This window comes from Brachybacterium sp. 107 (assembly GCF_052379725.1).
Taxonomy (GTDB): domain Bacteria; phylum Actinomycetota; class Actinomycetes; order Actinomycetales; family Dermabacteraceae; genus Brachybacterium.
The window spans coordinates 37,877-59,669 of sequence record NZ_JBQSYW010000017.1; the positions used below are offsets into that span (position 1 = coordinate 37,877).

The 21,793-nt window shown below is 69.8% G+C and carries 17 protein-coding genes and 1 tRNA gene; 13 read left to right on the forward strand and 5 right to left on the reverse strand.

Translation table 11 applies throughout. From position 1 onward, the window contains the following. Positions 1-50: 50 nt before the first annotated feature. Positions 51-1,019 (forward strand): class I SAM-dependent methyltransferase, encoded by a 969-nt coding sequence (locus ACT3UL_RS15480; protein WP_444579232.1) that lies wholly within the window; start codon positions 51-53, stop codon positions 1,017-1,019. Between the two features lie 327 nt (positions 1,020-1,346). Here the strand turns inward: ACT3UL_RS15480 and ACT3UL_RS15485 are convergent, their stop codons facing one another. Beyond that, positions 1,347-1,829: a hypothetical protein gene (locus tag ACT3UL_RS15485; protein ID WP_444579233.1), complete on the reverse strand. Its 483-nt coding sequence runs from the start codon at positions 1,827-1,829 to the stop codon at positions 1,347-1,349. Between the two features lie 833 nt (positions 1,830-2,662). Continuing rightward, positions 2,663-3,328 (reverse strand): DUF6318 family protein, encoded by a 666-nt coding sequence (locus tag ACT3UL_RS15490; RefSeq protein WP_444579234.1) that lies wholly within the window; start codon positions 3,326-3,328, stop codon positions 2,663-2,665. 300 nt (positions 3,329-3,628) lie between these two features. Between ACT3UL_RS15490 and ACT3UL_RS15495 the strand changes: the two genes are divergently transcribed. From ACT3UL_RS15495 to ACT3UL_RS15515, 5 genes are all read left to right on the forward strand, one after another. Further along, complete coding sequence (locus tag ACT3UL_RS15495) at positions 3,629-5,365, forward strand: ABC transporter ATP-binding protein (RefSeq protein ID WP_444579236.1); 1,737 nt, start codon at positions 3,629-3,631, stop codon at positions 5,363-5,365. Next, positions 5,365-7,608 carry an ABC transporter ATP-binding protein gene (locus ACT3UL_RS15500; protein WP_444579237.1) on the forward strand — a complete coding sequence of 748 codons (2,244 nt, stop codon included), beginning with the start codon at positions 5,365-5,367 and terminating at the stop codon, positions 7,606-7,608. Before ACT3UL_RS15495 ends, ACT3UL_RS15500 begins: the two co-directional genes overlap by 1 nt. 75 nt (positions 7,609-7,683) lie before the next feature. Then, positions 7,684-8,628 carry an ABC transporter substrate-binding protein gene (locus ACT3UL_RS15505; protein ID WP_444579238.1) on the forward strand — a complete coding sequence of 315 codons (945 nt, stop codon included), beginning with the start codon at positions 7,684-7,686 and terminating at the stop codon, positions 8,626-8,628. After that, positions 8,625-9,626, forward strand: coding sequence for an amino acid ABC transporter permease (locus ACT3UL_RS15510; RefSeq protein WP_444579239.1), 1,002 nt, complete (start codon positions 8,625-8,627; stop codon positions 9,624-9,626). The genes ACT3UL_RS15505 and ACT3UL_RS15510 overlap by 4 nt, the downstream gene beginning before the upstream one ends. A gap of 116 nt (positions 9,627-9,742) precedes the next feature. Continuing rightward, positions 9,743-10,525, forward strand: coding sequence for an amino acid ABC transporter ATP-binding protein (locus tag ACT3UL_RS15515; protein ID WP_444579286.1), 783 nt, complete (start codon positions 9,743-9,745; stop codon positions 10,523-10,525). 173 nt (positions 10,526-10,698) lie between these two features. Here ACT3UL_RS15515 and ACT3UL_RS15520 read toward each other — a convergent pair whose 3' ends face one another. Continuing rightward, a complete protein-coding gene (locus tag ACT3UL_RS15520; RefSeq protein ID WP_444579240.1) occupies positions 10,699-11,556 on the reverse strand; it encodes a hypothetical protein in 858 nt (285 codons plus the stop codon). Positions 11,557-12,019: 463 nt separating this feature from the next. Beyond that, on the reverse strand, positions 12,020-14,323 hold the full coding sequence (locus ACT3UL_RS15525; RefSeq protein ID WP_444579242.1) for an HAD-IB family hydrolase: 2,304 nt from the start codon (positions 14,321-14,323) through the stop codon (positions 12,020-12,022). A gap of 145 nt (positions 14,324-14,468) precedes the next feature. Between ACT3UL_RS15525 and ACT3UL_RS15530 the strand changes: the two genes are divergently transcribed. The 7 genes from ACT3UL_RS15530 to ACT3UL_RS15560 all read left to right on the forward strand — a co-directional run bounded on the left by ACT3UL_RS15530 (position 14,469) and on the right by ACT3UL_RS15560 (position 21,487). Continuing rightward, positions 14,469-15,245 carry an SDR family NAD(P)-dependent oxidoreductase gene (locus ACT3UL_RS15530; protein ID WP_444579243.1) on the forward strand — a complete coding sequence of 259 codons (777 nt, stop codon included), beginning with the start codon at positions 14,469-14,471 and terminating at the stop codon, positions 15,243-15,245. Between the two features lie 4 nt (positions 15,246-15,249). Further along, the gene (locus ACT3UL_RS15535) at positions 15,250-16,362 is read left to right on the forward strand and encodes a lysophospholipid acyltransferase family protein (protein WP_444579244.1); all 1,113 of its coding nucleotides are present in this window, start codon (positions 15,250-15,252) and stop codon (positions 16,360-16,362) included. Next, positions 16,359-18,068: an FAD-binding oxidoreductase gene (locus ACT3UL_RS15540; protein ID WP_444579246.1), complete on the forward strand. Its 1,710-nt coding sequence runs from the start codon at positions 16,359-16,361 to the stop codon at positions 18,066-18,068. The genes ACT3UL_RS15535 and ACT3UL_RS15540 overlap by 4 nt, the downstream gene beginning before the upstream one ends. Before the next feature lie 6 nt (positions 18,069-18,074). Then, the gene (locus ACT3UL_RS15545) at positions 18,075-18,653 is read left to right on the forward strand and encodes a histidine phosphatase family protein (protein ID WP_444579248.1); all 579 of its coding nucleotides are present in this window, start codon (positions 18,075-18,077) and stop codon (positions 18,651-18,653) included. A gap of 23 nt (positions 18,654-18,676) precedes the next feature. Continuing rightward, complete coding sequence (locus ACT3UL_RS15550; protein WP_444579249.1) at positions 18,677-19,099, forward strand: hypothetical protein; 423 nt, start codon at positions 18,677-18,679, stop codon at positions 19,097-19,099. A 401-nt stretch (positions 19,100-19,500) separates the two neighbouring features. After that, positions 19,501-20,274 (forward strand): ThuA domain-containing protein, encoded by a 774-nt coding sequence (locus tag ACT3UL_RS15555; protein ID WP_444579250.1) that lies wholly within the window; start codon positions 19,501-19,503, stop codon positions 20,272-20,274. Continuing rightward, entirely contained in the window at positions 20,264-21,487 is a 1,224-nt protein-coding gene (locus tag ACT3UL_RS15560; RefSeq protein WP_444579252.1) for a Gfo/Idh/MocA family protein, read from the forward strand. Before ACT3UL_RS15555 ends, ACT3UL_RS15560 begins: the two co-directional genes overlap by 11 nt. A gap of 219 nt (positions 21,488-21,706) precedes the next feature. Here the strand turns inward: ACT3UL_RS15560 and ACT3UL_RS15565 are convergent. Next, positions 21,707-21,779 (reverse strand) — tRNA-Arg (locus ACT3UL_RS15565). Positions 21,780-21,793 lie beyond the last annotated feature (14 nt).

A 21,793-nucleotide genomic window follows, 5' to 3' on the forward strand; every position in this document is an offset into this window, starting at 1 on the left:
CATGCATCACGCCCTGCCTGTTCATCTCTCGAGCATCTAGAATTCTGGTCGTGCCGGACTCCGTGAACCCTCCTGTCCCCGCGATCTCCGCGCGAGACGAGCCCCGCTTCGGCAGTGCGGAGCGCAAGAGCGCCCTCGCGGCGGCCTTCCAGGACCAGGGCGAGGACTACGACCGCCTACGGCCCGGCTACCCGCCCGCCGTGCTCGACGCGATTCTCGCCGAGGTGAACCGCGCGGAGCCCCGCGCCGTCGACCTCGGGGCCGGCACCGGCAAGCTGTCGTGGGCGCTCGCGGAGCGGGGTCTCGCCGTCACCGCCGTGGACACCAGCCGCGCCATGCTGGAGACAGCTCTGCGGCGTGGCCCGTCGGCCGATCTGGATGCAAGCGCCACATCCGCCGTCGACCCCACATCCGCCGTCGACCCCGCATCCGCCGTCGACCCCGCATCCGCCGTCGACCCCGCATCCGCCGTCGACCCCGTGCCACGGCTCAGTTCCCCCGCAGCCCCCGCCGCCCCCACCCTCGCCACGCAGGTCGCTCCTGCCGAGGCCACGGGCCTCCCGGATGCTTCGGCGGAGCTGGTCACGGTCGCGCAGGCGTGGCACTGGTTCGACGCCGAGGCCGCGTCGGCAGAGGTCACACGGCTGCTCGCCCCCGGCGGCGTGCTCGCCCTGGTGTGGAACATGCTCGACGTGACGATCCCGTGGGTGCATCGCCTCTCCCGGATCATGCACGCCGGGGACATCCACCGCGAGGACTTCACGCCCACCGTCGGCCCGGGTCTCACGCTCGCGCGCCGCAGCGTGCACCAGTGGGAAGACCCGATGCCCACCGGCGACATCATCGACCTCGCTCGCACCCGCAGCTACGTCATCACCGCCTCCGAGGAGCGCCGCGCGAAGGTGCTCGCGAACCTCGACTGGTACCTCCACGACCACCTCGGCCACGAGCCCGGCAGCACCGTCGGCATCCCGTACCGGACCGACCTGTTCCTCTATCGGGCTTCCCGGAAGGTATAGACGACTCGTCCGCTCGTCCGCTCGTCCGCTCGTCTGCTCGTCTGCTCGTCTGCTCTTCAGCGCTAGTCCGCTCGCGCATCCCGGTACACACTCACCCACTAGCCAGCTGACCCGCCCGCCTGCTCGTCCCGGCGCCCGCCTGCTGTCGCGCCTCCGTACTGGCCTTCGGTCGGGGAGTGCCATCGAGAGTGCATTGTGTGTCGGTGAGAGGCCGCTCAACGACACGTGCTGCAGGTTGGGCGGTACGAGGGCGGTTGGGCGGCGCGAGGAAGGAGGAGCTACGGAGGCGTTGCGAGGGTGATGGGGCGGTGGTCGAGCAAGGGGGCGTCACGGCACCCATCCCTTGCACCGCAGCTCTCGGCGGATCTGGTCCACCGCACCCGCGCAGCCGTCCTCGGCATCGGCGGCGAACAGCCGAACCTCGGTCCAGCCGGCATCCCGCACGCGTCGAGCGCGCGCGATGTCCCGCTTCACCTGGTCTGGTTTGCTGTGACCCTTGCCGTCGTACTCCGCAGCGATCCGGTGTGCGGGCCATTGGAAGTCCGGAGTGTGCCGGATGCGGCCGTCCGCTCCGACCAGGGGAACATTGATCTCCGGCTCAGGCAGTCCGGCATCTGCGAAGGCGAGGCGCAGCAGCGTCTCGCGGGGAGAGTCCGCGCCGACGCGCACGTCACGCAGTGCAGCGCGCAGAATCCGCGCATGCCGACCAGTGCACTGGAGCGCCAGGTCCTCGAGCGAGCACCATGGCTCGGACCTGCCGAACTCGAAGTCAGGGCGAGGCCGACGCACCAGGTGATCACCGATTGCCACCAGTCGAGAGTGTGACAGGACTCCGGCGAGATCCCGCCAGGTCCGGGCTCGGGAGGTGAGTCGCAGCGGCAGCTCGAGGCGGTCCGAGCTGCTTGCGTCGGACGAGGGATGGACGAACGACGCAGTGCGGAGATCACCGGGCCCGAGGACAAGCGCGTGTCTGCTGATCACTCCGTCGGTGATCCTCCTGCCCTGAGGGAAGGAGATGTGCACCGGGGTGCCTTCGCTCCATTGGTCGAGACGCAGGGAAAGAGGGAGGGCTTGGATCCTGGCGGAGCTCACCCCGACGACCGCTGCGCCCGGATCGGCTCGGCACAGGGCGGAGGCAATATCCATCTCGACGAGTTCTGTTGCAGTCCGGGCGAAGAGGCCCTGTCGCAGCCTCCTCAGGTCCGCGCGGCGCAGACGTTCCACGGAGATCCCTGCACTCGCAGCTTCTGCTCGCGTGAACACGTTCCAGGGGAACGTTGCGGGGAGGGGCGCGGGAGGTCTCGGCATGGCACCAGGATGCGTGCAGAGCCGTCAGCTGGTGCTGTTCATCCACAATGCCCGGGTCAGCGCACTCGGACGGAGCGGTCAGCTGCTCCAGCTACTGCGCGGTATCAAGCACCACGTGTCGTTGAGGCCGCTCTCAACGACACGTGGTGCATGCTCGGTGCTCGGTGCTCGGTGCTCGGCAGTACTCGAGGATGCGTGAGTGGTGAGTGGTGAGTGGTGAGTGGTGAGTGGTGAGTGGCCGGTGGCCGGTGGCGGGTGACGACGCGGATGGCACTGTGCTGCCGTCATGACCTGTCCTTGCGTCGGCCCCATCTGCGTCAGCCCGCTCAGCCCGCTCAGCCCGCGTCGCTCGCACCGCCCGCGTCGCTCGCACCGCTGGAGGCGGGGGCGATGCTCATGTCGGTCACGCGCCAGCGCGTGCCGTCCCAGGCGACCTGGGCGATGAGCTGGCCGGAGACCTCGTCGATGGGGTTGGCCTGGAGGTTCGGGTCATCGACGATGATGCTGGCCTCCTGCGTGAAGTCCGCGACGACCTGGCCGGTGGCCGGGGGTTCGCCGGTGCCGGAGAAGCCTGTCGAGCGCACGTCGAACTCGCCGTCGACGAGGTAGCCGTCCTGCTCGTGGAGGATCTGGGCGTTGCCCAGGAAGGTGGTGCACACCTCGCAGTTGGGGTCCACGGAGTCCTCCCATACGGAGGTGTCACCGGTGGTCATCATGTACGTGTACGACTCGAGCAGGTAGGTGAGAGTCTCCTGCGCACCCTCGGAGGTCTGCTCGGTGAGTCCGGCGGGCTCCTCGGGGCGGGGCAGCTCGGGCTTCGGGGGCTGATCCGCGGGGTCCGCCGTGGGTCGATCGTCCGGGTTCGCGGCTGTCGGCTGCTCGCTCTGGTTCTCATCGCTGGGGTTGTTGCCCGTCAGCGAGCTGATCCCGACAGCGCCGACGGAGACGACCAGGATGAGGGCGAGGACGGCGATGATGAGGCGTTGGACAGGTCGGTTCACGCGGACCACGGTAGAGCACGGGCCTCCGTGGACGCCGCAGGGGCGTCGGACGGATCACGCCCTCGGCGCAATGCGCGTCAGACTGTTCCGGCACCGTGACGCGCACCGAATTCGTCGGCGAGCAGGTGGCGTCGCGGTTCGGTCGACCGCGGCTTCCTCGGTGCCTTCTCGCCGACCTCGCCCACCCCCTCCACCGATCGGCGGACCGACGGAAGTCGGATGCCGTTTCCCTGCCTGGAGGACTAGGCTTCCTGCGGCGCACCGGCACGGTCTGGCCCGTGCCGTGATCGAAGGAGCCACGTGACCCTGCTGCGACTCGTCCTGAGGTCCGTGAAGCCGTACTGGCTCTGGATCCTCCTGGTGGTGCTGTTCCAGATCGTCGGCGTGCTGGCCGCGCTCTATCTGCCCACGCTGAACGCCGACATCATCGACGACGGCGTCGCCAAGGCGGATGTCCCGGTGATCTGGCAGCTCGGGAAGATCATGCTGCTGATCTCGCTGGGCAACGTCATCGCCCTCGTGGCCGCGAACTTCTTCGCGGCGCGCTCGGCGATGCGGGTCGGCAAGGATCTGCGCACCACGGTCTTCTCGAAGGTCTCCTCCTTCTCGCCGCGCGAGCTGAGCGAGTTCGGCACGCCCTCGCTGATCACCCGCTCCACGAACGACGTCCAGCAGGTCCAGATGCTGGTGTTCTTCTCCCTGAACATGCTGGTGCAGGCCCCGGTCACCGGGATCGGCGGCGTGGTCCTCGCCCTGCGGGTCGAGCCGGGCATGGCGTGGCTGATCGCCGTGATGGTGCCGATCATGCTGGTCGCCGTCGGCATCCTGATCTTCCGGGCCGCGCCGCTGTTCAAGCAGATGCAGGGCAAGATCGACGACATCAACGGGGTGCTGCGCGAGCAGATCACCGGCATCCGCGTGCTGCGCGCCTTCGTGCGCGAGGACCGTGAGCGCGAGCGCTACGGCGTGGTCAACGACCAGCTCACCGACCTGAACCGCCGCATCGGCCTGCTGATGATCCTCATCAACCCGATCATCATGTTCATCCTCAACGTCTCCAGCGTGATGGTGCTGCTGGTGGCGGCGCCCCGCATCGACTCCGGGCAGATGGAGGTCGGCTCGATCACCGCGTTCATCGCGTACCTGATGCAGATCCTCATCGCGGTCATGATGGCGACCTTCATGACGATGATGATCCCGCGCGCGATGGTCTCCGCCGAGCGCATCTCCGCAGTGCTCGACACGGACACCAGCGTCGTCCAGCGCACCGATGGCGTGCGCGAGATCGAGGGTCCCATCGAGCTGACCTTCGAGGATGTCTCGTTCACGTATCCCGGCGCCGAGCGCCCGGTGCTGGAGAACATCTCCTTCTCCGCCCGCGCCGGCCAGACCGTCGCGATCATCGGCGGCACCGGCGCCGGCAAGACCACCCTCGTCAACCTCGTGCCGCGCCTGATGGACGCGAGCGAGGGACGGGTGCTGCTCAACGGCCACGACGTCCGCGACCTGGACGCCCACGTGCTGTGGGATCGCGTGGGCCTGGTCCCGCAGCGTCCCTACCTGTTCTCCGGCACGGTCGCGAGCAACCTCCGCTTCGGCAACCCGTCGGCCGACGAGCAGGAGCTGTGGCACGCCCTGAGCGTCGCGCAGGGCCGCGACTTCGTGGCCGCCATGCCCACCGAGCTGGAGTCGCCGATCGCCCAGGGCGGCACCAACGTCTCCGGCGGTCAGCGGCAGCGGCTGTGCATCGCCCGGGCGCTGGCCGCGAAGCCGTCGCTGTACCTGTTCGACGACTCGTTCAGCGCGCTGGACCTCACCACCGACTCGAAACTGCGCGCGGCGCTGGTCCCGGAGACCCGCGATGCGCTGATGCTGATCGTCGCCCAGCGCGTCACCACGATCACGAACGCGGATCTGATCCTCGTGCTCGACAACGGGCGCATCGTGGACCAGGGCACCCACACCGAGCTGCTCGAGACCTCGGAGACCTATCAGGAGATCGTGCGCTCGCAGGGCGTCGAGGAGGAGGTGGCCTGATGTCTCCCTTCAAGAAGAAGCGCGAGCCCGCAGCAGGAGGCGCCGCAGCAGACGGCACGACCCCCGAAGGCACGACTCCTGACGGCACGGCCGTTGAGCGCACGACCGCCGGTGACACGTCCGCGGGCGCCACCACCACGTCCGCCGCCGACACCACGACGAGCCACGCCGCGGCGGGCGACGAGGCGAAGGCCGCCGACGAGATCGCCAGCGAGAAGGACGCCCAGCGGGGCCTGCGCCCCGGGCAGAGCGCCAAGAACTTCTGGCCCTCGGCCAAGCGCCTGCTGCGGGAGATCGGTCCGGAGCGCAAGTTCATGATCGGCGCGATCCTCATCGGTTTCGTGTCCGTCGCGCTCAGCGTCGTCGGCCCGAAGATCCTGGGCCGCGCCACCGACATCATCTTCACCGGGCTGATCTCCAAGAACCTCCCGGCGGGAGCCGAACCGGCCGACGTCATCGCCCAGATGCGCGAGCGCGGCGAAGGGCAGATGGCGGACCTGCTCTCGGGGATGCACCTGACCCCCGGCGAAGGCATCGACTTCACCTCCCTCCATCAGACCCTCGCCCTGGCGGTGGGGCTGTTCGTCGGCTCCGCGCTGCTCATGTGGCTTCAGGGCGTCGCCCTGAACCGGGTCATCTACCGCATGGTGTACCGGATGCGCCGTGAGGTGGAGGAGAAGCTGCACCGGCTGCCGCTGGCCTACTTCGACAGGATGAAGCGCGGCGAGATCCTCTCCCGCGTCACCAACGACATCGACAACATCCAGAACACGCTGATGAACACCGTGACGGGGCTCGTGAACTCGATCCTCACGGTGATCGGCGTGCTGGTCATGATGCTCACGATCTCCTGGCAGCTCTCCCTGATCGCGCTCGCCGTGATCCCGGTGGTCGTGCTGCTCACGGCCATCGTGGGCTCCAGGTCGCAGAAGCTGTTCGCGCAGCAGTGGGACGCGACCGGGGTGATGAACTCCGAGGTCGAGGAGGCCTACACCGGGCATTCGCTGGTGACCGTCTTCGGCCGCCGCGAGCAGATCGCCGAGCGCTTCGAGGAGCGCAACGAGAAGCTGTTCAAGGCGACCTTCGGCGCCCAGTTCGTCTCGTCGCTGATCATGCCGATCATGATGTTCGTGGGGAACCTCAGCTACGTGGTCGTCGCGATCGTGGGCGGGCTGCGGATCATCTCCGGCCAGCTCACCCTCGGCGACGTGCAGGCGTTCATCCAGTACTCCCGCCAGTTCACCCAGCCGCTGAGCCAGGTCGCCTCGATGGCGACCATGCTGCAGTCCGGCGTGGCCAGCGCCGAGCGCGTCTTCGAGCTGCTGGACGCCGACGAGCAGGAGCCCGAGACGACCCTCGACACCGCCGCCGCCGGCATCCACGAGGGCCGCGTCGAGTTCGAGCATGTGCGCTTCTCCTACACCCCCGAGCGCGAGCTGATCCGCGACCTGTCCCTCGTCGCCGACCCCGGGCACACCGTCGCGATCGTCGGCCCCACCGGCGCCGGCAAGACCACTCTGGTCAACCTCGTGATGCGGTTCTACGAGGTCGACGGCGGGCGGATCACGATCGACGGGATCGACATCCGCGACCTCACCCGTGCCCAGCTGCGCGAGCGCACCGGCATGGTGCTCCAGGACACCTGGCTGTTCAAGGGGAGCCTGCGGGAGAACATCCGCTACGGGCGCCTGGATGCGACCGACGAGGAGGTCCTCGAGGCCGCGCGCGCCACCCACGTGGACGACTTCGCCCGGCAGCTGCCCGAGGGCTACGACACGATCGTGGACGACGACGAGTCCTCGCTGTCCGCCGGCGAGAAGCAGCTGATGACCATCGCCCGCGCCTTCCTCGCCAAGCCGAGCCTGCTGATCCTGGACGAGGCCACCTCGAGCGTGGACACCCGCACCGAGGTGCTGGTCCAGAACGCGATGAACCGACTCCGCGAGGGCCGCACCTCCTTCGTGATCGCCCACCGCCTCTCCACGATCCGCGACGCGGACCTCATCCTCGTGATGGAGGACGGCGACATCGTCGAGCAGGGCGATCACGAGCAGCTGCTGGCGACCGGCGGGGCCTACGCCCGGCTGTACCGCTCGCAGTTCGAGGGCGCCGCCGTGGACATCGACGCGGAGGAGGAGCTCGCCGCGCACGAGGGCGCGCACGACGCCGCCCACGAGGTCGCGCACGACGCCTCGCATGACGGAGAGCCCTCCACCGAGACCGGCAGCATGCAGCTGGGCTGACGGGCTCCGCGGCCACTGCGGTGAACCAGCCAACACTGGTTTGTTTTCATGCATTCACGTGAATACTATTCACCCGTGACTTCCCTCCGCCCCCGTCGGCATCCCCGCCGGCGCACCCTGCTGCGCGCGCTGCCGCTCGCCCTGGGCGGCGCCGCTCTCGCGCCCGCGCTCGCCGCCTGCACCGATGCCTCCGTCCGCCTGGACGCCGAGTCCAACGCGATCCCGGAGGTCGACGTCGACAGCATCGAGGAGCAGCCCGAGCTCGCCGCCCTCGTCCCCGCCGAGATCCGCGAGCGGGGCGAGCTGGTCAACGGCGCCGCCCTGAACTACGCGCCCGGCGAGTTCGTCGGCTCCGGGGGAGGGGCGGTCGGCTACGACATGGACATCCTCGCCGCCGTCGGCAAGGTGCTGGGCCTGACGACCCGCACCGAATCCGCGGTGTTCGCACAGATCATCCCGTCGATCGGCTCGAAGTACGACGTCGGGATCTCGAGCTTCACCATCAACCCCGAGCGCCTCGAGCAGGTCTCGATGGTGTCCTACTTCGCGGCGGGGATGTCCTACGCCGTGAAGACCGGGAACCCCTACGGCATCACTCCGCCGGACCTGTGCGGCACCCGCGTCGCCCACCAGGTGGGCACCTATATGGACGACGTCGTCGTCGAACGCGACCAGGAGTGCAAGGACACGGGCGGCCAGGGCATCGTCGACCAGCCCTACGTCGGCAATGCGGACGCCGCGACCGCCGTCGCCGGCGGCAAGGCCGATGTGCTGATCGGCGACTCGCCCGTCGTCGCCTACGCCGTGGACCGCTCCCGCGGCACTCTGGAGGAGGTCGGCGAGATCGAGGACGCGGCCCTGAACGGCATCGTCGTCGCCAAGGACCAGCCGGAGCTGGCCGAGGCGATCCGCGCGGCGGTGCAGCACCTCATCGACTCCGGCGCCCTCCGCGACATCCTCGTGGCCTGGGGCAATGAGAACGGCATGATCGAGACCTCGGAAGTGGACCCGAAGCAGTGAGCACACAGACCCCCGCCCCCGCCCCCGGCGCAGCCTCGGCAGGCCCCGCGACCGGCCGTCGCGCCGTCGACCCGATCCCGGGCCGGATCCGCGCCCGGCGCAGCCCGCGCCCCGGCACCTGGATCAGCGCCGTCATCGTCGCGCTGGTCGTGCTGGGCCTGATCAACTTCCTGATCACCAACCCCGTCTTCGACTGGCCCACCGTGGCGACCTACATCCTGGACGTCAAGGTGGTCCAGGGCGTGGGCTGGACGCTGCTGATCACCGTGCTCGCGATGGTGCTCGGCACCGTCGTGGCGCTCGCCGCCGCGATCATGCGACGCAGCGAGAACCCGGTGCTCCGCGGCGTCTCCTGGGCGTACATCTTCATCTTCCGCGGCACGCCGGTGTACACCCAGCTGGTGTTCTGGGGCCTGTTCACCGTGATCGTCCCCAAGATCGCGCTGGGCGTCCCCTTCGGTCCCGAGTGGTTCTCCTTCTCCACCCGCGACTACTTCCCGGCGTTCTGGGCGGCCGTGGTGGGCCTGGGCCTGAACGAGGGCGCCTACCTCGCCGAGATCATCCGCTCGGGCCTGAACTCCGTGGACAAGGGGCAGACGGAAGCCTCCAAGGCGCTCGGCATGGGCAACGGCAACATCCTGCGGCGCATCATCATCCCCCAGGCCATGCGCGTGATCGTGCCGCCTCTGGGCAACGAGACCATCGGCATGCTGAAGACGACCTCGCTCGTTCTCGCCGTGCCCTTCACCCTGGATCTGACCTTCGCCACCAACGCGATCTCGAACAAGCTCTACGCCCCGATACCGCTGCTGATCGTGGCCGCGATATGGTACCTCGCGATCACCAGCGTGCTGATGGTGGGCCAGTTCTTCCTCGAGCGGTACTTCGGCCGCGGCTTCGACGACCGCCCCGGCGGCGCCCCGAAGCGCTCGCGCCAGTCCGCCGTGAACCGCGCCGGCACGACCCCCAAGGACTCGCTCCCGGAGGTGGAGCTCTGATGACCCACGCCGCCACGCCCACGCCCGACGACGCTCCTGCCGCCACGCCCGACCGGGCCGCCACGCCCGGTCTGACCGCCGCGCGCGACCAGGCCGCCCCGCCCGACCCGGCTGCCATGCCCGACCCTGCGGCGCCGCTCATCCAGCTCGAGGGCATCCACAAGGCCTTCGGCGAGCTCCACGTGCTCAAGGACTGCGACCTCTCCGTCGCCCCGGGCGAGGTGACCGTGCTGATCGGCCCCTCCGGCTCGGGCAAGTCCACCCTGCTGCGCTGCATCAACCAGCTCGAGGAGCCGACGGCCGGCCGGGTGCGCATCGCCGGCGTCACCCAGGGCTACACCGAGGAACCGCTGGCCGACGGTCGCTGGCAGAAGCTGCCCAGCGCCGAGATCGCCCGCCAGCGCTCGCGCATCGGCATGGTCTTCCAGCGCTTCCACCTGTTCCCGCACATGACCGCCCTGGCGAACATCGTGGAGGCCCCGATCCAGGTGCTGGGGCGGTCCAAGGCCGAGGCCAAGGAGTCCGCGCTCGCCCTGCTCGAGCGGGTGGGGCTGTCCGACCGCGCCGATCACTACCCCTCGGAGCTCTCCGGCGGCCAGCAGCAGCGCGTCGCTATCGCCCGCGCCCTGGCCATGGAGCCCGAGCTGATGCTCTTCGACGAGCCGACGTCCGCCCTGGACCCGGAGCTGGTCGCCGAGGTCCTCGCGGTGCTCAAGGAGCTCGCCGAGGGCGGGATGACCATGATCGTGGTGACCCACGAGATGGGCTTCGCCCGCGAGGTCGCCGACAGGGTCGTGTTCATGGACGAGGGCAGGATCGTCGAGCAGGGCACCGCCCAGGAGCTCGTCGAGAATCCGAGGTCCGACCGCCTCCAGGACTTCCTCGCCTCGGTGCTCTGAGCCCGGGGCGGCCGCCGGGCCGAGCAGTCATGCATGCACCATGCACCAGGGGCGCACCGCGGATGCGGTGCGCCCCTGGTGCGCTGTCGACCCCCGCTGCAGCGGGGCTGGTGGACGAGATGTGAGTGCAGCGATGAGACGGCGATGAGACGGCGATGATCAGCCGACGACGATCAGACGGCCGGGATCTCGAACTCGCCCCGGAACTCGGGGATCACGGTGTCCTCGCCGATCACCTCCGCCTCGGGTCGCACGTACGAGCCGGTGAGGGTGTCATCCGTGGTCTCGACGTAGATCGGGATGTAGCCGGTGGCCTCGCCATCGCGACGCGGCGCCCCCTCGAAGTACTCGAAGCCCGCGTCGGAGACCTCCTCGTCGGCGCTCGCCGCGTAGTTGACCTCCTCGCCGCCGTCCTCCAGGTAGAAGTCGGACTGGCTGACCACTCCGCCGTACTGGCCGCCGGGCGTCACGGCCACCTCGAGGTAGATCATCTCGCCGTCGGGGTTGTCCGTCGCGGCGTAGAAATCGGTGGGATTGCCCCGCACTGCGGAGACGATCGTGACCACGTCGCCGGTCTCCTCGTCGACGAGCTCGGTGCCGATCTCGACGACCGCGGGCTCGCCCGCGGAGGCAGCGGTGCCCTCGGCGGCGGCGTCGTCGTTGTCGTTGTCGTTGTCGTTGTCGGAGCCTGCATCGTCGGAGCTCGCGTCCTCGCCATCGGCGCTCTCGTCGGTGCCCGCGCCGTCGGAGGTATCGCTGCCGGACTCGTCGCCGTCCTCCGTGGAGGAGTCGTCCTCGTCCGTGCCCTGGTCAGTGCGTTCGTCGGCACCATCCTCGGTGCCCTCGTCTGCGCCCTTCCCAGTTTCCTCGTCGGTGCCATCGTCCTCACCGTCGCCCCCGCGGTCCTGCTCCTGGCCCTGCTCGCCCGGCTCGCTCTCGGCCTCGGTCTCGCCGAAGCCGCCGCATGCGGTCAGCGCCAGCATGGTCGCGGCCGCCAGAGCTGCTCCGCGGGCATAGATCGTTCTGGTCATGAGGGTCCCCTCTCGGCGGGATCCGGGACCGCGACCTTCGCCGTCCCCAGGCCTCGCAGTTCCCATCCCGGGAGTTGCCGCTCGACCTGAAAATGACGGTAGTCGGCCTTCTGGCCAGGGGCGATGGGCAGGAGTCCCCGTGCCATCCTCCCCATGGGGCACGCACGAAGCCGTCACGCCCGGACACGAAACAGCCCGGCCCGGACACGAAGCCGCCCGGCCCGGACACGAAGCAGCCCGGCCTGGACACGGAGCAGCCCCGCCCGGACACGAAGCGGCCCGGCCTGGAGACCGAACAGCCCCACCGGACATGAAGCAGCCCCGTCGCACGGCGACGGGGCTGCTGGTCGATCAGGTCTGGCGAGCGGGAGCTGCTGGCACGACGGTCCTACGGCCCACCACGCTCAGTGGCCCTCGACATTCAGTGGCCCACCACATTCGGTGGCCCACCGCGTTCAGCGGCTCACCACTCCAAGATCTGCCAGCGCTTCTTCTTCGCCACGCCGTACAGACCGAGGTCCGGGGAGACGGCGGTGGGGGAGCCGACCAGCTCGAGCCAGGCGGCGTCGGCGTGGGAGTCGCCGTAGCCGTAGGAGGCGGCGAGGTCCGCGCCGTGCAGATCGGCGTACTTGCTCAGCCAGTTCGCGCGGGCCTCGTCGACCAGCGGGGGAGTGGCCAGGTAGCCGGTCATGACCCCGGAGGCGTCCTCGTCCATATGGGTGGCGACGACCTCGTCGAACAGGCCCGCCAGCGGCTCCACGAGCACGTCGAGCGCACCGCTGACCAGCACGGTGCGGTGGCCGGCGGCACGGTGGCGCTCGATCGTCTCGAGGGCCTCGGGACGGATCGACGCGCGGATGCGGCGCCCGGCCTCACCCTGCATGAGAGAGCGCAGCTCGTCGCTGCGGTAGCCCTTGTAGCGGCGGTTGACCGTGCGGATCAGCTCGGAGCGGTCCCGCTTCTCCGCCCGCAGGTAGCCGGGGACCGAGGCGAGCAGGCCGCCGATCTCGGCGGGCCAGGACCGGCGGGGACGCGTCGCCCGCACCACCGCGAAGTACTGCTGGACGATGTTCGTGGCGAGCACGGTGCCGTCGAGGTCGAAGACGGCCAGGGCGTTCTCGTTCTGCTTGAGCTCCGGCGCGGGACGCGAGGTGCGCTTGCGCTGGGCGGACTTCGCCCGGGAGTACGCCTTGGTGAGGTCGGTGACCGCCGGCAGGTGCTGCTTCGTGAAGTACTCGCGCCAGTCGATCCCGGTGACGTCGAAGTCGTGTCCCTCCAGGAACGATGCCGGCAGCTCGTCGCGCAGGGCACGCGTGTTGGCGTCGTCGAAGACCATCTCCGTCTTCGTGTACTGGCGGTACAGCTCGATGTACATGCGCAGCGTGGTCAGGCCCGACGTCGCCTTGTGCAGGTCCGACGTCCACGCGCGGGTGCGCTTGGTGGCGGGGAGGTAGGCCACGGCCGTGGCCCCGACCTTCGCGGCGAGCTCCTTGGCCCGGAAGCGCTGCTCGACCATCTCCACGGCCGGGAAGGTCCAGGCCGGGACCTCGATGGCCTTGCCCTCGTCGTCCTCCAGCGGGTGCTCCACGAAGTACTCGCGCACCGCGGTGAACATCTCGTGGAAGGGCAGCGGGTTCGAGGCGCCGGAGACCACCTGGTAGTAGGCGTCGTCGCCGCGGCGGGTGACGTCCTGGGTGGCCAGGGCCACGATCACGTTGACCACGAAGTCCACGGGGATGACGTCGAGGATCGAGTCCGCCAGGCCCGGGAACTCGGGCAGGGCGCCGCGGCCGTAGGCCATGATCAGCGGGTCGGCGACCTTGTAGCCGTCGATCCAGCCCGGGTACGGGTTCTGGACCGCCGATTCGATGATCGAGGGCCGCACGAAGGAGACACGGTGGCCGTTGGCCGCCCACAGCTCCTCGGCGACCTGCTCCGCCATCGCCTTGGTGAAGGTGTAGATGTCGGTCCAGCCCACGGACTGGGCGCGGGTGCGACCGAAGTCGACCAGGCGCTCGTCGACCCACTCGCGGCGGGCCTCCTCGGAGGCGGAGGCGACCGCCTTGGGGCCCATCCGGCCGGTGCGCAGCGTCGCGCCGCGGATCTGGGAGCGCAGGGTCTCGGGCCGACGGGACTCGGCGTCGACGCGGGTGCGGGCGTCGAGCGCGGCCTGGTACTCGGCGCGCCAGTCGACGTCGGTCCGGAGCGACCCTTCCTGGCGCAGGCCCTTCGCGATGCCGCCGACGTAGGCGGTCGAGACGTGGATGACGTGGGGGTCCTGGCCGGAGGCGAGCAGCGCCTCGTAGAGGTTCCTCGCCCCGCCGACGTTGGTGCGGAAGGCCTCGTCGATCGGCGGGTCGAAGGAGACCGAGGACGCGGAGTGGATGACCACGTCGAAGGGGTCCTCGATCGCGGGCATGTCGGTGAGATCGCCTTCGAGCACGGAGACACGGGCGTCGAATGCGGCCTTCACGACGGCCTTCCCGTCTTTCGCGTCCTGGCTGTCCTGGCTGCTCGTGGTGATCGCGTCGGCCCAGGAGGAGAAGACGGGCTTGCGCAGCAGCTGCTCGAGGCGCTTGAGCCCGGTGAGGGAACCCTTGGGGCGCACCACGGCGGTGATGTGGGTGTTCTCGGTGGTCTCCAGGAGGGACCGCAGGACCGCCTGGCCCAGGAATCCGGTGACGCCGGTCAGCAGGATCCGACGATCCCCGTCGCGGTGCCCGCCGCTGCTCGCGGACTGGTCGGCGGACGGTGTGCTGTTCGACATGGATTCCCTCGATGGACGGGTACGGAAGGACGTGCAAGATATGGGGCCCGTGTCGCGATCCCGTCGCGTTCGACGCGCCCCGGGGTCGCCTCACCAGGGGTGTTTCCCGCGCTGATCAGGGCGGCTCTAGTGTATCGTAGCCGCCATGCATAGGGCCCTGATCACCGGTGGCACCGCGGGCATCGGGGCCGCTTTCGCGAGAGCTTTCGCTTCTCGCGGAGCGTCCCTCGTGCTGGTCGCGCGAGACGCCTCCCGCCTGGACGAGACTGCCGCACAGCTCCGCCGCGAGTACGGCGTCGAGATCGAGACCCTCGTCGCCGACCTCGCCGACCGCGCGTCGCAGCAGCGCGTCGCCGACCGCCTCGAGGCGGCGACGAAACCGGTCGACGTGCTCGTCAACAATGCCGGCTTCTCCGTGAAGGCGAGCCTCCTCGAGGAGGACATCTCCGCCCATGACCTCGGCTTCGAGGTGATGATCCGCGCCGTGCTGAAGCTCGGCGGTGCGGCAGGCCGGGGGATGCGCGAGCGCGGCCGAGGCTGGATCATCAACGTGGGCTCCGTGAGCGCCCTGGTGACCCAGAACAACTACTCCGCCATCAAGGCCTGGGTGGGCAACTACTCCGAGTCGCTCGGGGTGCAGCTGTCCGGCACCGGCGTGCAGGTCACAGCGCTCATGCCGGGCTGGGTGCGCACCGAGTTCCACAACCGCGCCGGGATCAAGGGCTCCTCGATCCCCGGTGTGCTGTGGCTCGACGCCGACCGCCTGGTCGAGGAGTGCCTGCGGGATGTGGCCCGCGGTAAACCCGTGTCGATCCCGTCGCTGCGCTGGAAGGGGATCGCCGGTGTGCTGCGCACGACGCCTCGTGGGATCGTGGCACGACTGAGCGCACTGCTCAGCCACCGCCGCAGCCGGGAGAAGTGATCGCATGACCCCGCAGAACTCCCCGCAGATCCCCGGGCAGGACCCTGAGGACACCGTCGATCCCGCCGGTGCCGCCTTCCCGGCGCGATCCGGTGACGCCGCAGGTCATGCGCGTCCCGGGGGACCTGCCGAGGACGCCGACACCGTCGCCGACGACCTCGCCGCCGCTGATGAGGACTCCGACGTCGACACGGATGCCGACGCCGGTGGGGAGCCCGGCGGCGACGCCGGCGGTGACGCTCCGGAGGGTCCGGCCGATGAGACGAAGCAGCCCGGCGAGTCGACGCAGAACGACGAGACCACGCAGAACGACGAGACCACGCAGAGCAACGGGGCGAAGCATCCCAGCCCCGGCCGACGTCTGATGGCGTCGCTCTCGGCCCGCTCGCGCGGCGAGGGCTGGGAGAAGCCCGAGGGCGAGCTCGCGAAGTACCGCTCGCGCTGGCGCTCGGGGCTCCGCTTCGTGCTGCAGCGCGTGATCTTCCGGATGGTCGTGCGGTCCGCAGTGACCCCGCAGGTCGTGATGCACCGGCGCGTCAAGAGCGTCCGGGGGCCGTTCGTGCTGGTCGCGAATCACACCAGCCATGTCGACGGACCCCTGCTGGCGCTCAGCCTGCCGTGGGCTCAGGGCCGGCTGCTGTCCACCGGAGTCGCGACGGACTACTGGTTCGAGCACGGCTGGCCCCGCCGATTCTTCGTGCGCACCATGCTCAACGCCTTCCCGATCGACCGCGGCGGCGATCGCAAGCACTCGGGCACGTCCCGCAAGCTGCTGCGCGCCGGGGTTCCGATCCTGGTCTTCCCCGAAGGCGGGCGCCAGAGCAGCGGCCAGATGACCAGCTTCAAGCCCGGCGGGGCGGCCCTCGCGATCAGCGTGGGTGTGCCCGTGATCCCTGCGGCGATCGTCGGAGGCTACGAGGCGATGCCCAAGGGGCGGAGCTGGCCGCAGGGCCGCCCCCCGGTGCGCGTCGTCTTCGGTGAGCCGATCATCTCCGACCAGGACGAATCCGCGGTCGACTTCTCCGACCGGATCCGCGCACGAGTCAAAGACCTGTACGAGCAGCATCACGACGAGGTCCTGGGCGCGGACGCCCCGGACGAGGAGGAAACCGCATGAGCGACCGGCTGAGCGCCCGAGAGGTCAAGCGGCACAAGTGGTGGGGATGGGGTCTGGACGACGTCACCTTCCGGTACGACAACAAGCCGGCCTTCGCGCCGCTCGCGAAGAACAAGGTGGGCGTGGACCTGGCCGCGAAGGACACGCCGGTCGAGCCCGACCTCTCGGCGTTCGACGTGCCTGCGACCCGCCTCCCCGAGGACGTGCGTGCGCTGCTGACCGGCGTGGTCGGCGAGGAGAACCTGCTGGAGGACGACGAGTACCGCGTCGTGCACTCCTTCGGCCGCTCCCTGCCCGACCTGTTCCGTGTGCGCGCCGGTGACTTCGGGCGCCTGGTCGATGCCGTGGTCTACCCGGACTCCGAGGCCGAGGTCGCCGAGGTCCTGCGCATCGTCCTGGAGAAGGACCTGGTGCTGATCCCCTACGGCGGCGGCTCCTGCATCTCCGGCTCGGTCACGCCCGACGTCACCGAGCAGCGCCCCGTGCTCACCATGAACCTGGGCCGCATGCGCGAGGTCCTCGAGATCGACGACACCGCGGGCCTGGCGCGCGTCGAGGCCGGCGTCTACGGCCCGGATCTCGAGGAGCAGCTCAACGCCCTGGGCTGGACCGTCGGGCACTTCCCGGACTCCTTCACGTACTCCACCCTCGGCGGCTGGGCCGCGACCCGCTCCTCGGGCATGCAGTCCGACAAGTACGGGGACATCGAGGACATCGTGCGCGGCCTGCGCATGGTCCACCCCGACGGCATCGCCGTCACCAAGGCGATCCCGGGCCGAGACTCCGGCCCCAGCGTGCACGAGATGATCCTGGGCAGCGAGGGCCGCCTCGGCATCATCACCGAGACCACAGTGCAGGTGCACCGCCTCGCCCCGGTGCGCCAGGTCATCGCCTATATGTACCCCGACTGGGAGCACGGCATCCGCGGCATGCACGCGATCGCCCGCTCCACCGACGTCTCGCCCACGTTCACCCGTCTCTCCGACGGGCCCGAGACAGAATTCAGCCTCTCCATGGTCAAGGAGCCCAGCTCCACCAAGGGCAAGGTGGCCGCGAAGGTGCAGGACGGGCTGTTCGCCTACCTGCGCTCCAAGGGCTGGGACACCACGAACGAGATGTCGATCTCCTACGTCTGCTTCGAGGGCTCCAAGGAAGCGGTCGAGCAGCAGAAGTCGATCGTCAAGAAGATCGTGAAGAACGCCGGCGGCATCACCCTGGGCGCCGGCCCCGGGGCGATCTACGACCAGAAGAAGTTCGACACCCCGTACCTGCGCGACTTCCTGCTGAACTACCAGGTCTTCGGCGACGTGTGCGACACCGGGGCGACCTGGTCGAGCATCAACGAGGTCCACACGAAGGTGTACGAGGCGTTCTACGCGGTGCAGGAGGAGCAGGGCCTGCCCGGCTTCATGTTCTGCCATATGTCGCACAGCTACCACGCGGGGGCGTGCCTCTACTTCACCTTCGCCTTCCCGTACTCCTCGGACGAGCAGGCACTGGACCAGTACTACGCGGCCAAGCAGGCTGTGCAGCAGACCTTCGTGGATCTGGGCTCGACCGTCAGCCACCACCACGCGGTGGGCACCGAGCACCAGCCGTGGATCACCGAGGACATCGGCGAGGTCGGCGTGCGTATGGTCAAGGGCCTGTTCGCGGACAACGACCCCGGGCGGAACCTGAACCCGGGCAAGGTCACCACGCCCTGAGCGGCCATGAGTGACGTCTGGGTGCTGCGGCACGGGGAATCCACCGCCAACGTGGAAGGGCGGATCGTCTCGCTGCCCGGGCCGCGCGCCCTGACGCACGTGGGACTGACCGATCTGGGCCGACGCCAGGCGCGGGCCACGGCGCGCGGCGCGCTCGAGCAGGGGCTGGGGGCGACGACGACCGTCGTCTCCAGCGACTTCGCCCGGGCCCTGCAGACCGCGGAGGAGTTCGCGCACGGGATCGGTGCCGCCGCGCCCCGCCTCGACGAACGGCTGCGGGAGCGGGGTTTCGGCGCGCACGACGAAGGGCCCTCCAGCGCCTACGACCTGGTGTGGTCCGTCGACCGCGAGCGCGGCACCCATGACGACGGCGTCGAGCAGGTCGCCGCGGTGGCGGAGCGCGTGGACCAGGCGCTCCGCGCTGCGGATGCCCTCGCGGCCGACGCCCCCGTCGTGCTCGTCGCCCACGGCGACATCCTGCAGATCGCCCTCGCGATCGGGGCAGGCATGGACCCGCACGACCACCGCGACGTCCCGCACCTGGGCAACGCCGAGCTGCGCCGGATCGGGTCGGCCCGCCTGTGAGCGACGCGCCGTCAGCAGGAGCGATGAGCGGTGGCGCGAGCGGCGCGGCGGCAGGCGGGGCATCGGCTCGCACGACCGCAACGGTGCTCGTGGTCAACTGCGGCCCCGACGCGGCACGGGAGGTCCTCGACGCCTTCTTCCGCGACCGCGGCTGGGGCCGACGGGAGCGCGGCGAGGGCCGCATCGACTACGAGCGCGGCAGCCGCCGACGGACCATCCTCCTCGGCGCCCTGGCCGGGAAGGCCTTCTTCCTGACCGCCCAGATCGAGATCCGCGCCGGCGGGCGCACCACGGAGATCCGATACCGCTGGGGCGCGGCGGCCGGTGCGGCGCTCGGCGGGAGCCTCGGGCGCGCCCGTGCGGAGCGTGCTCATCAGCAGACCGTCATCGCCCTCGAGGCGCATCTCGAGCACCTCGGGATGCTCGTGCGGGCGGGAAGGGCCTGAGGCCTCCTGGATCGTCGCTGTGCCGCAGGTCAGCAGGTCCCGACGAGGCGGTATGCCGTTGAGTCGGGCGGGCAGGTCCCCTCGCCATTGAGGGAACCTGTCGACGACCATAGTTGGCTACTGATGAGTAATGCGTCACAGGTGGGTCACGGTTCACCCTCGTGTCCCGGGGGAGCGGCGACCTCTCGGGCGGCGACGCCTGCGTCTCGCGTCGGCCTCCCTTCTGCCGCGCACCGGCGCTCCATCCCGTCGGCCTCCGGGGCGCCGGATCCTGCGCCCGACGGATCGGAACCGGCGCGTCGTGGACAGAACGTTTCCCTCGTGGGAATACGCCCCTACGATGGACGGACCGCGCTGACGGGGTAGCCCTCGGCGCACCTTCCACATCACAGAGGATTGCAATGACACTGCGCATCGCCGTGTTCGGCGAGAACCGGCACGAGAAGGTCGACCCGAAGGTCCAGGAGATCTATCCCGAGGGCATGCACACCGTCATCGCCGGCGGCCTGCGCGACGTGCTCGCGGCCGACGGCGTCGACGCCGAGGTGCGGATCGCCCTGCTGGACGACATCGAGGAGACCCTCTCCGAGGAAGCCCTCGCCGAGACCGACGTGCTCACCTGGTGGGGCCACATGGCCCATGAGGACGTTCCCGACGAGGTCGTCGCCCGCGTGGTGCGCCGCGTCCACGAGGGCATGGGCCTGATCCCGCTGCACTCGGCCCACTACTCCAAGGTGTTCAAGGCCCTCATGGGCACCACCTGCTCGCTGCTGTGGCGCAACGAGGGCGAGGAGGAGCGGGTGTGGACCGTCAACGGCTCCCACCCCATCGCCCGCGGCGTCCCGCACCCGATCGTCATCCCCGCCCAGGAGATGTACGGCGAGATGTTCGACATCCCCGCGCCCGATGAGCTCGTGTTCGTCTCCTCCTTCGCCGGCGGCGAGGTGTTCCGCTCCGGCGCCGCCTTCCGTCGCGGCAAGGGCAAGGTCTTCTACTTCAGCCCCGGTGACCAGGAGTACCCCGTCTACCGCCAGAGCGAGATCCAGCGGGTGCTGGCCAACGCCGTGGTGTGGGCCCGCCCCGAGGATCGCCCGGCCGAGCCGGTGAAGATCGCCAACGCGCCGCGCGACTGGTTCCGCGAGGACGGACCGGAGGCGACCACGCGTGTCATCTGATCTCGACATCACCGCCGGGCTCGGCACCGACACCTCCGCCGCGCCGACCCTCGCGCCCCACCTGACCGGTTTCCCGCGGCTCCCCTCGGACCGCCCGGCCCGGGTGGTCGTGGTCGGCGCCGGCGGCATGGGCAGCTGGTGGGCCCGGGAGGTCGTCGCGAGCGGCGTCGCCGAGCTGGTGGGCGTCGCCGACCTCGTCGAGGGCGCCCCGCAGAAGGTCATCGAGCAGTCCGGCGCGACCGATCCGTCGGCCATCGCCGCGGGCACCGACGGCGTGGATCTCGCCCTGGAACTCGGCGCGGACCTGCTCATCGACCCCACCGTGCCGGTCGCCCATCACCCCGTCACTGTGAAGGCGCTGCACGCCGGGATCCCGGTGCTCGGCGAGAAGCCGGTCACCGAGAACCTGCACGAGGCGATCAGCCTGCTCGCGCACACCCAGCTGACCGGGGTGCCGTTCATGGTCTCCCAGTCCCGGCGGTTCTTCCGCCAGGTGCGCCAGCTGCGCAGCTTCGTCGCCGCGCACGGGCCGACGGTGCTCACCAGTGCGTTCTTCTCGCTGTTCACGGAGATGGAGGGATACCGGCGCACGCAGCAGCATCCGCTGCTGCGGGACATGGGCATCCACGCCTTCGACACCGCGCGGTACATCATGGACGCCGACCCGGTCGCGGTCACCGCACGCGGTGCCCAGCCCGAGTGGAGCGTCTACGAGCACGACGCCACCGTCACGGCGACCTTCGAGATGTCCGACGGCTCGCTGTTCGTCTACAACGGCACCTGGAACGCCCGCGGGCTGCCGACCTACTGGAACAGCGAGTGGCGGATCGGGGCCCAGCAGGGCTCGGCCACCTGGGACGGCAAGGGGGTGCCCGTGCTCGGCACCGAGGACGAGGCGGCCACCGAGCGTCTGCAGGCCGCCGTGGACGCCGAGACGGGGGAGGAGCCCGATCAGATCGCCGCTTCGCTCATCGAGTTCGTCAGCGCTCTGCGCGAAGGTCGGACGCCGATGTGCGAGGTGCACGAGAACCTGCTCAGCTTCGCCATGGTCGAGGCGGCCGTCGCCTCCGTGGAGCGCGGACAGCGCGTCGAGATCGACGAGCTGCTCGAGCAGGCCCGGCTCGAGGCGATCGCTGCGGAGACCCATCAGGGTGCCCGTGAGCTCATGCAGTCCTGGAGCTCGGTGCGTGAGGTGCTCGCCGCCGCGCAGTGACCATCCCGGCCTGCAGTGACCAGTCCTGTCCGCGGTGACTGATCCTGCACGACGACACCGGACCCGGTAGACCGATGATCGGCCTGCCGGGTCCGGTGTCGTCGGCGGGTCTGCTGTCGCCGGGAGGACGACAGGCGACATGGGTGGAGCATGGAGCATGGAGCATACGAAGAAGCCCCTCACTGCACTCTCGGTGCTGTGAGGGGCTTCGTTCTGCGGTGCGCCCGAAGGGATTCGAACCCCCAACCTTCTGATCCGTAGTCAGATGCTCTATCCGTTGAGCTACGGGCGCTTGTCAGTTGAACT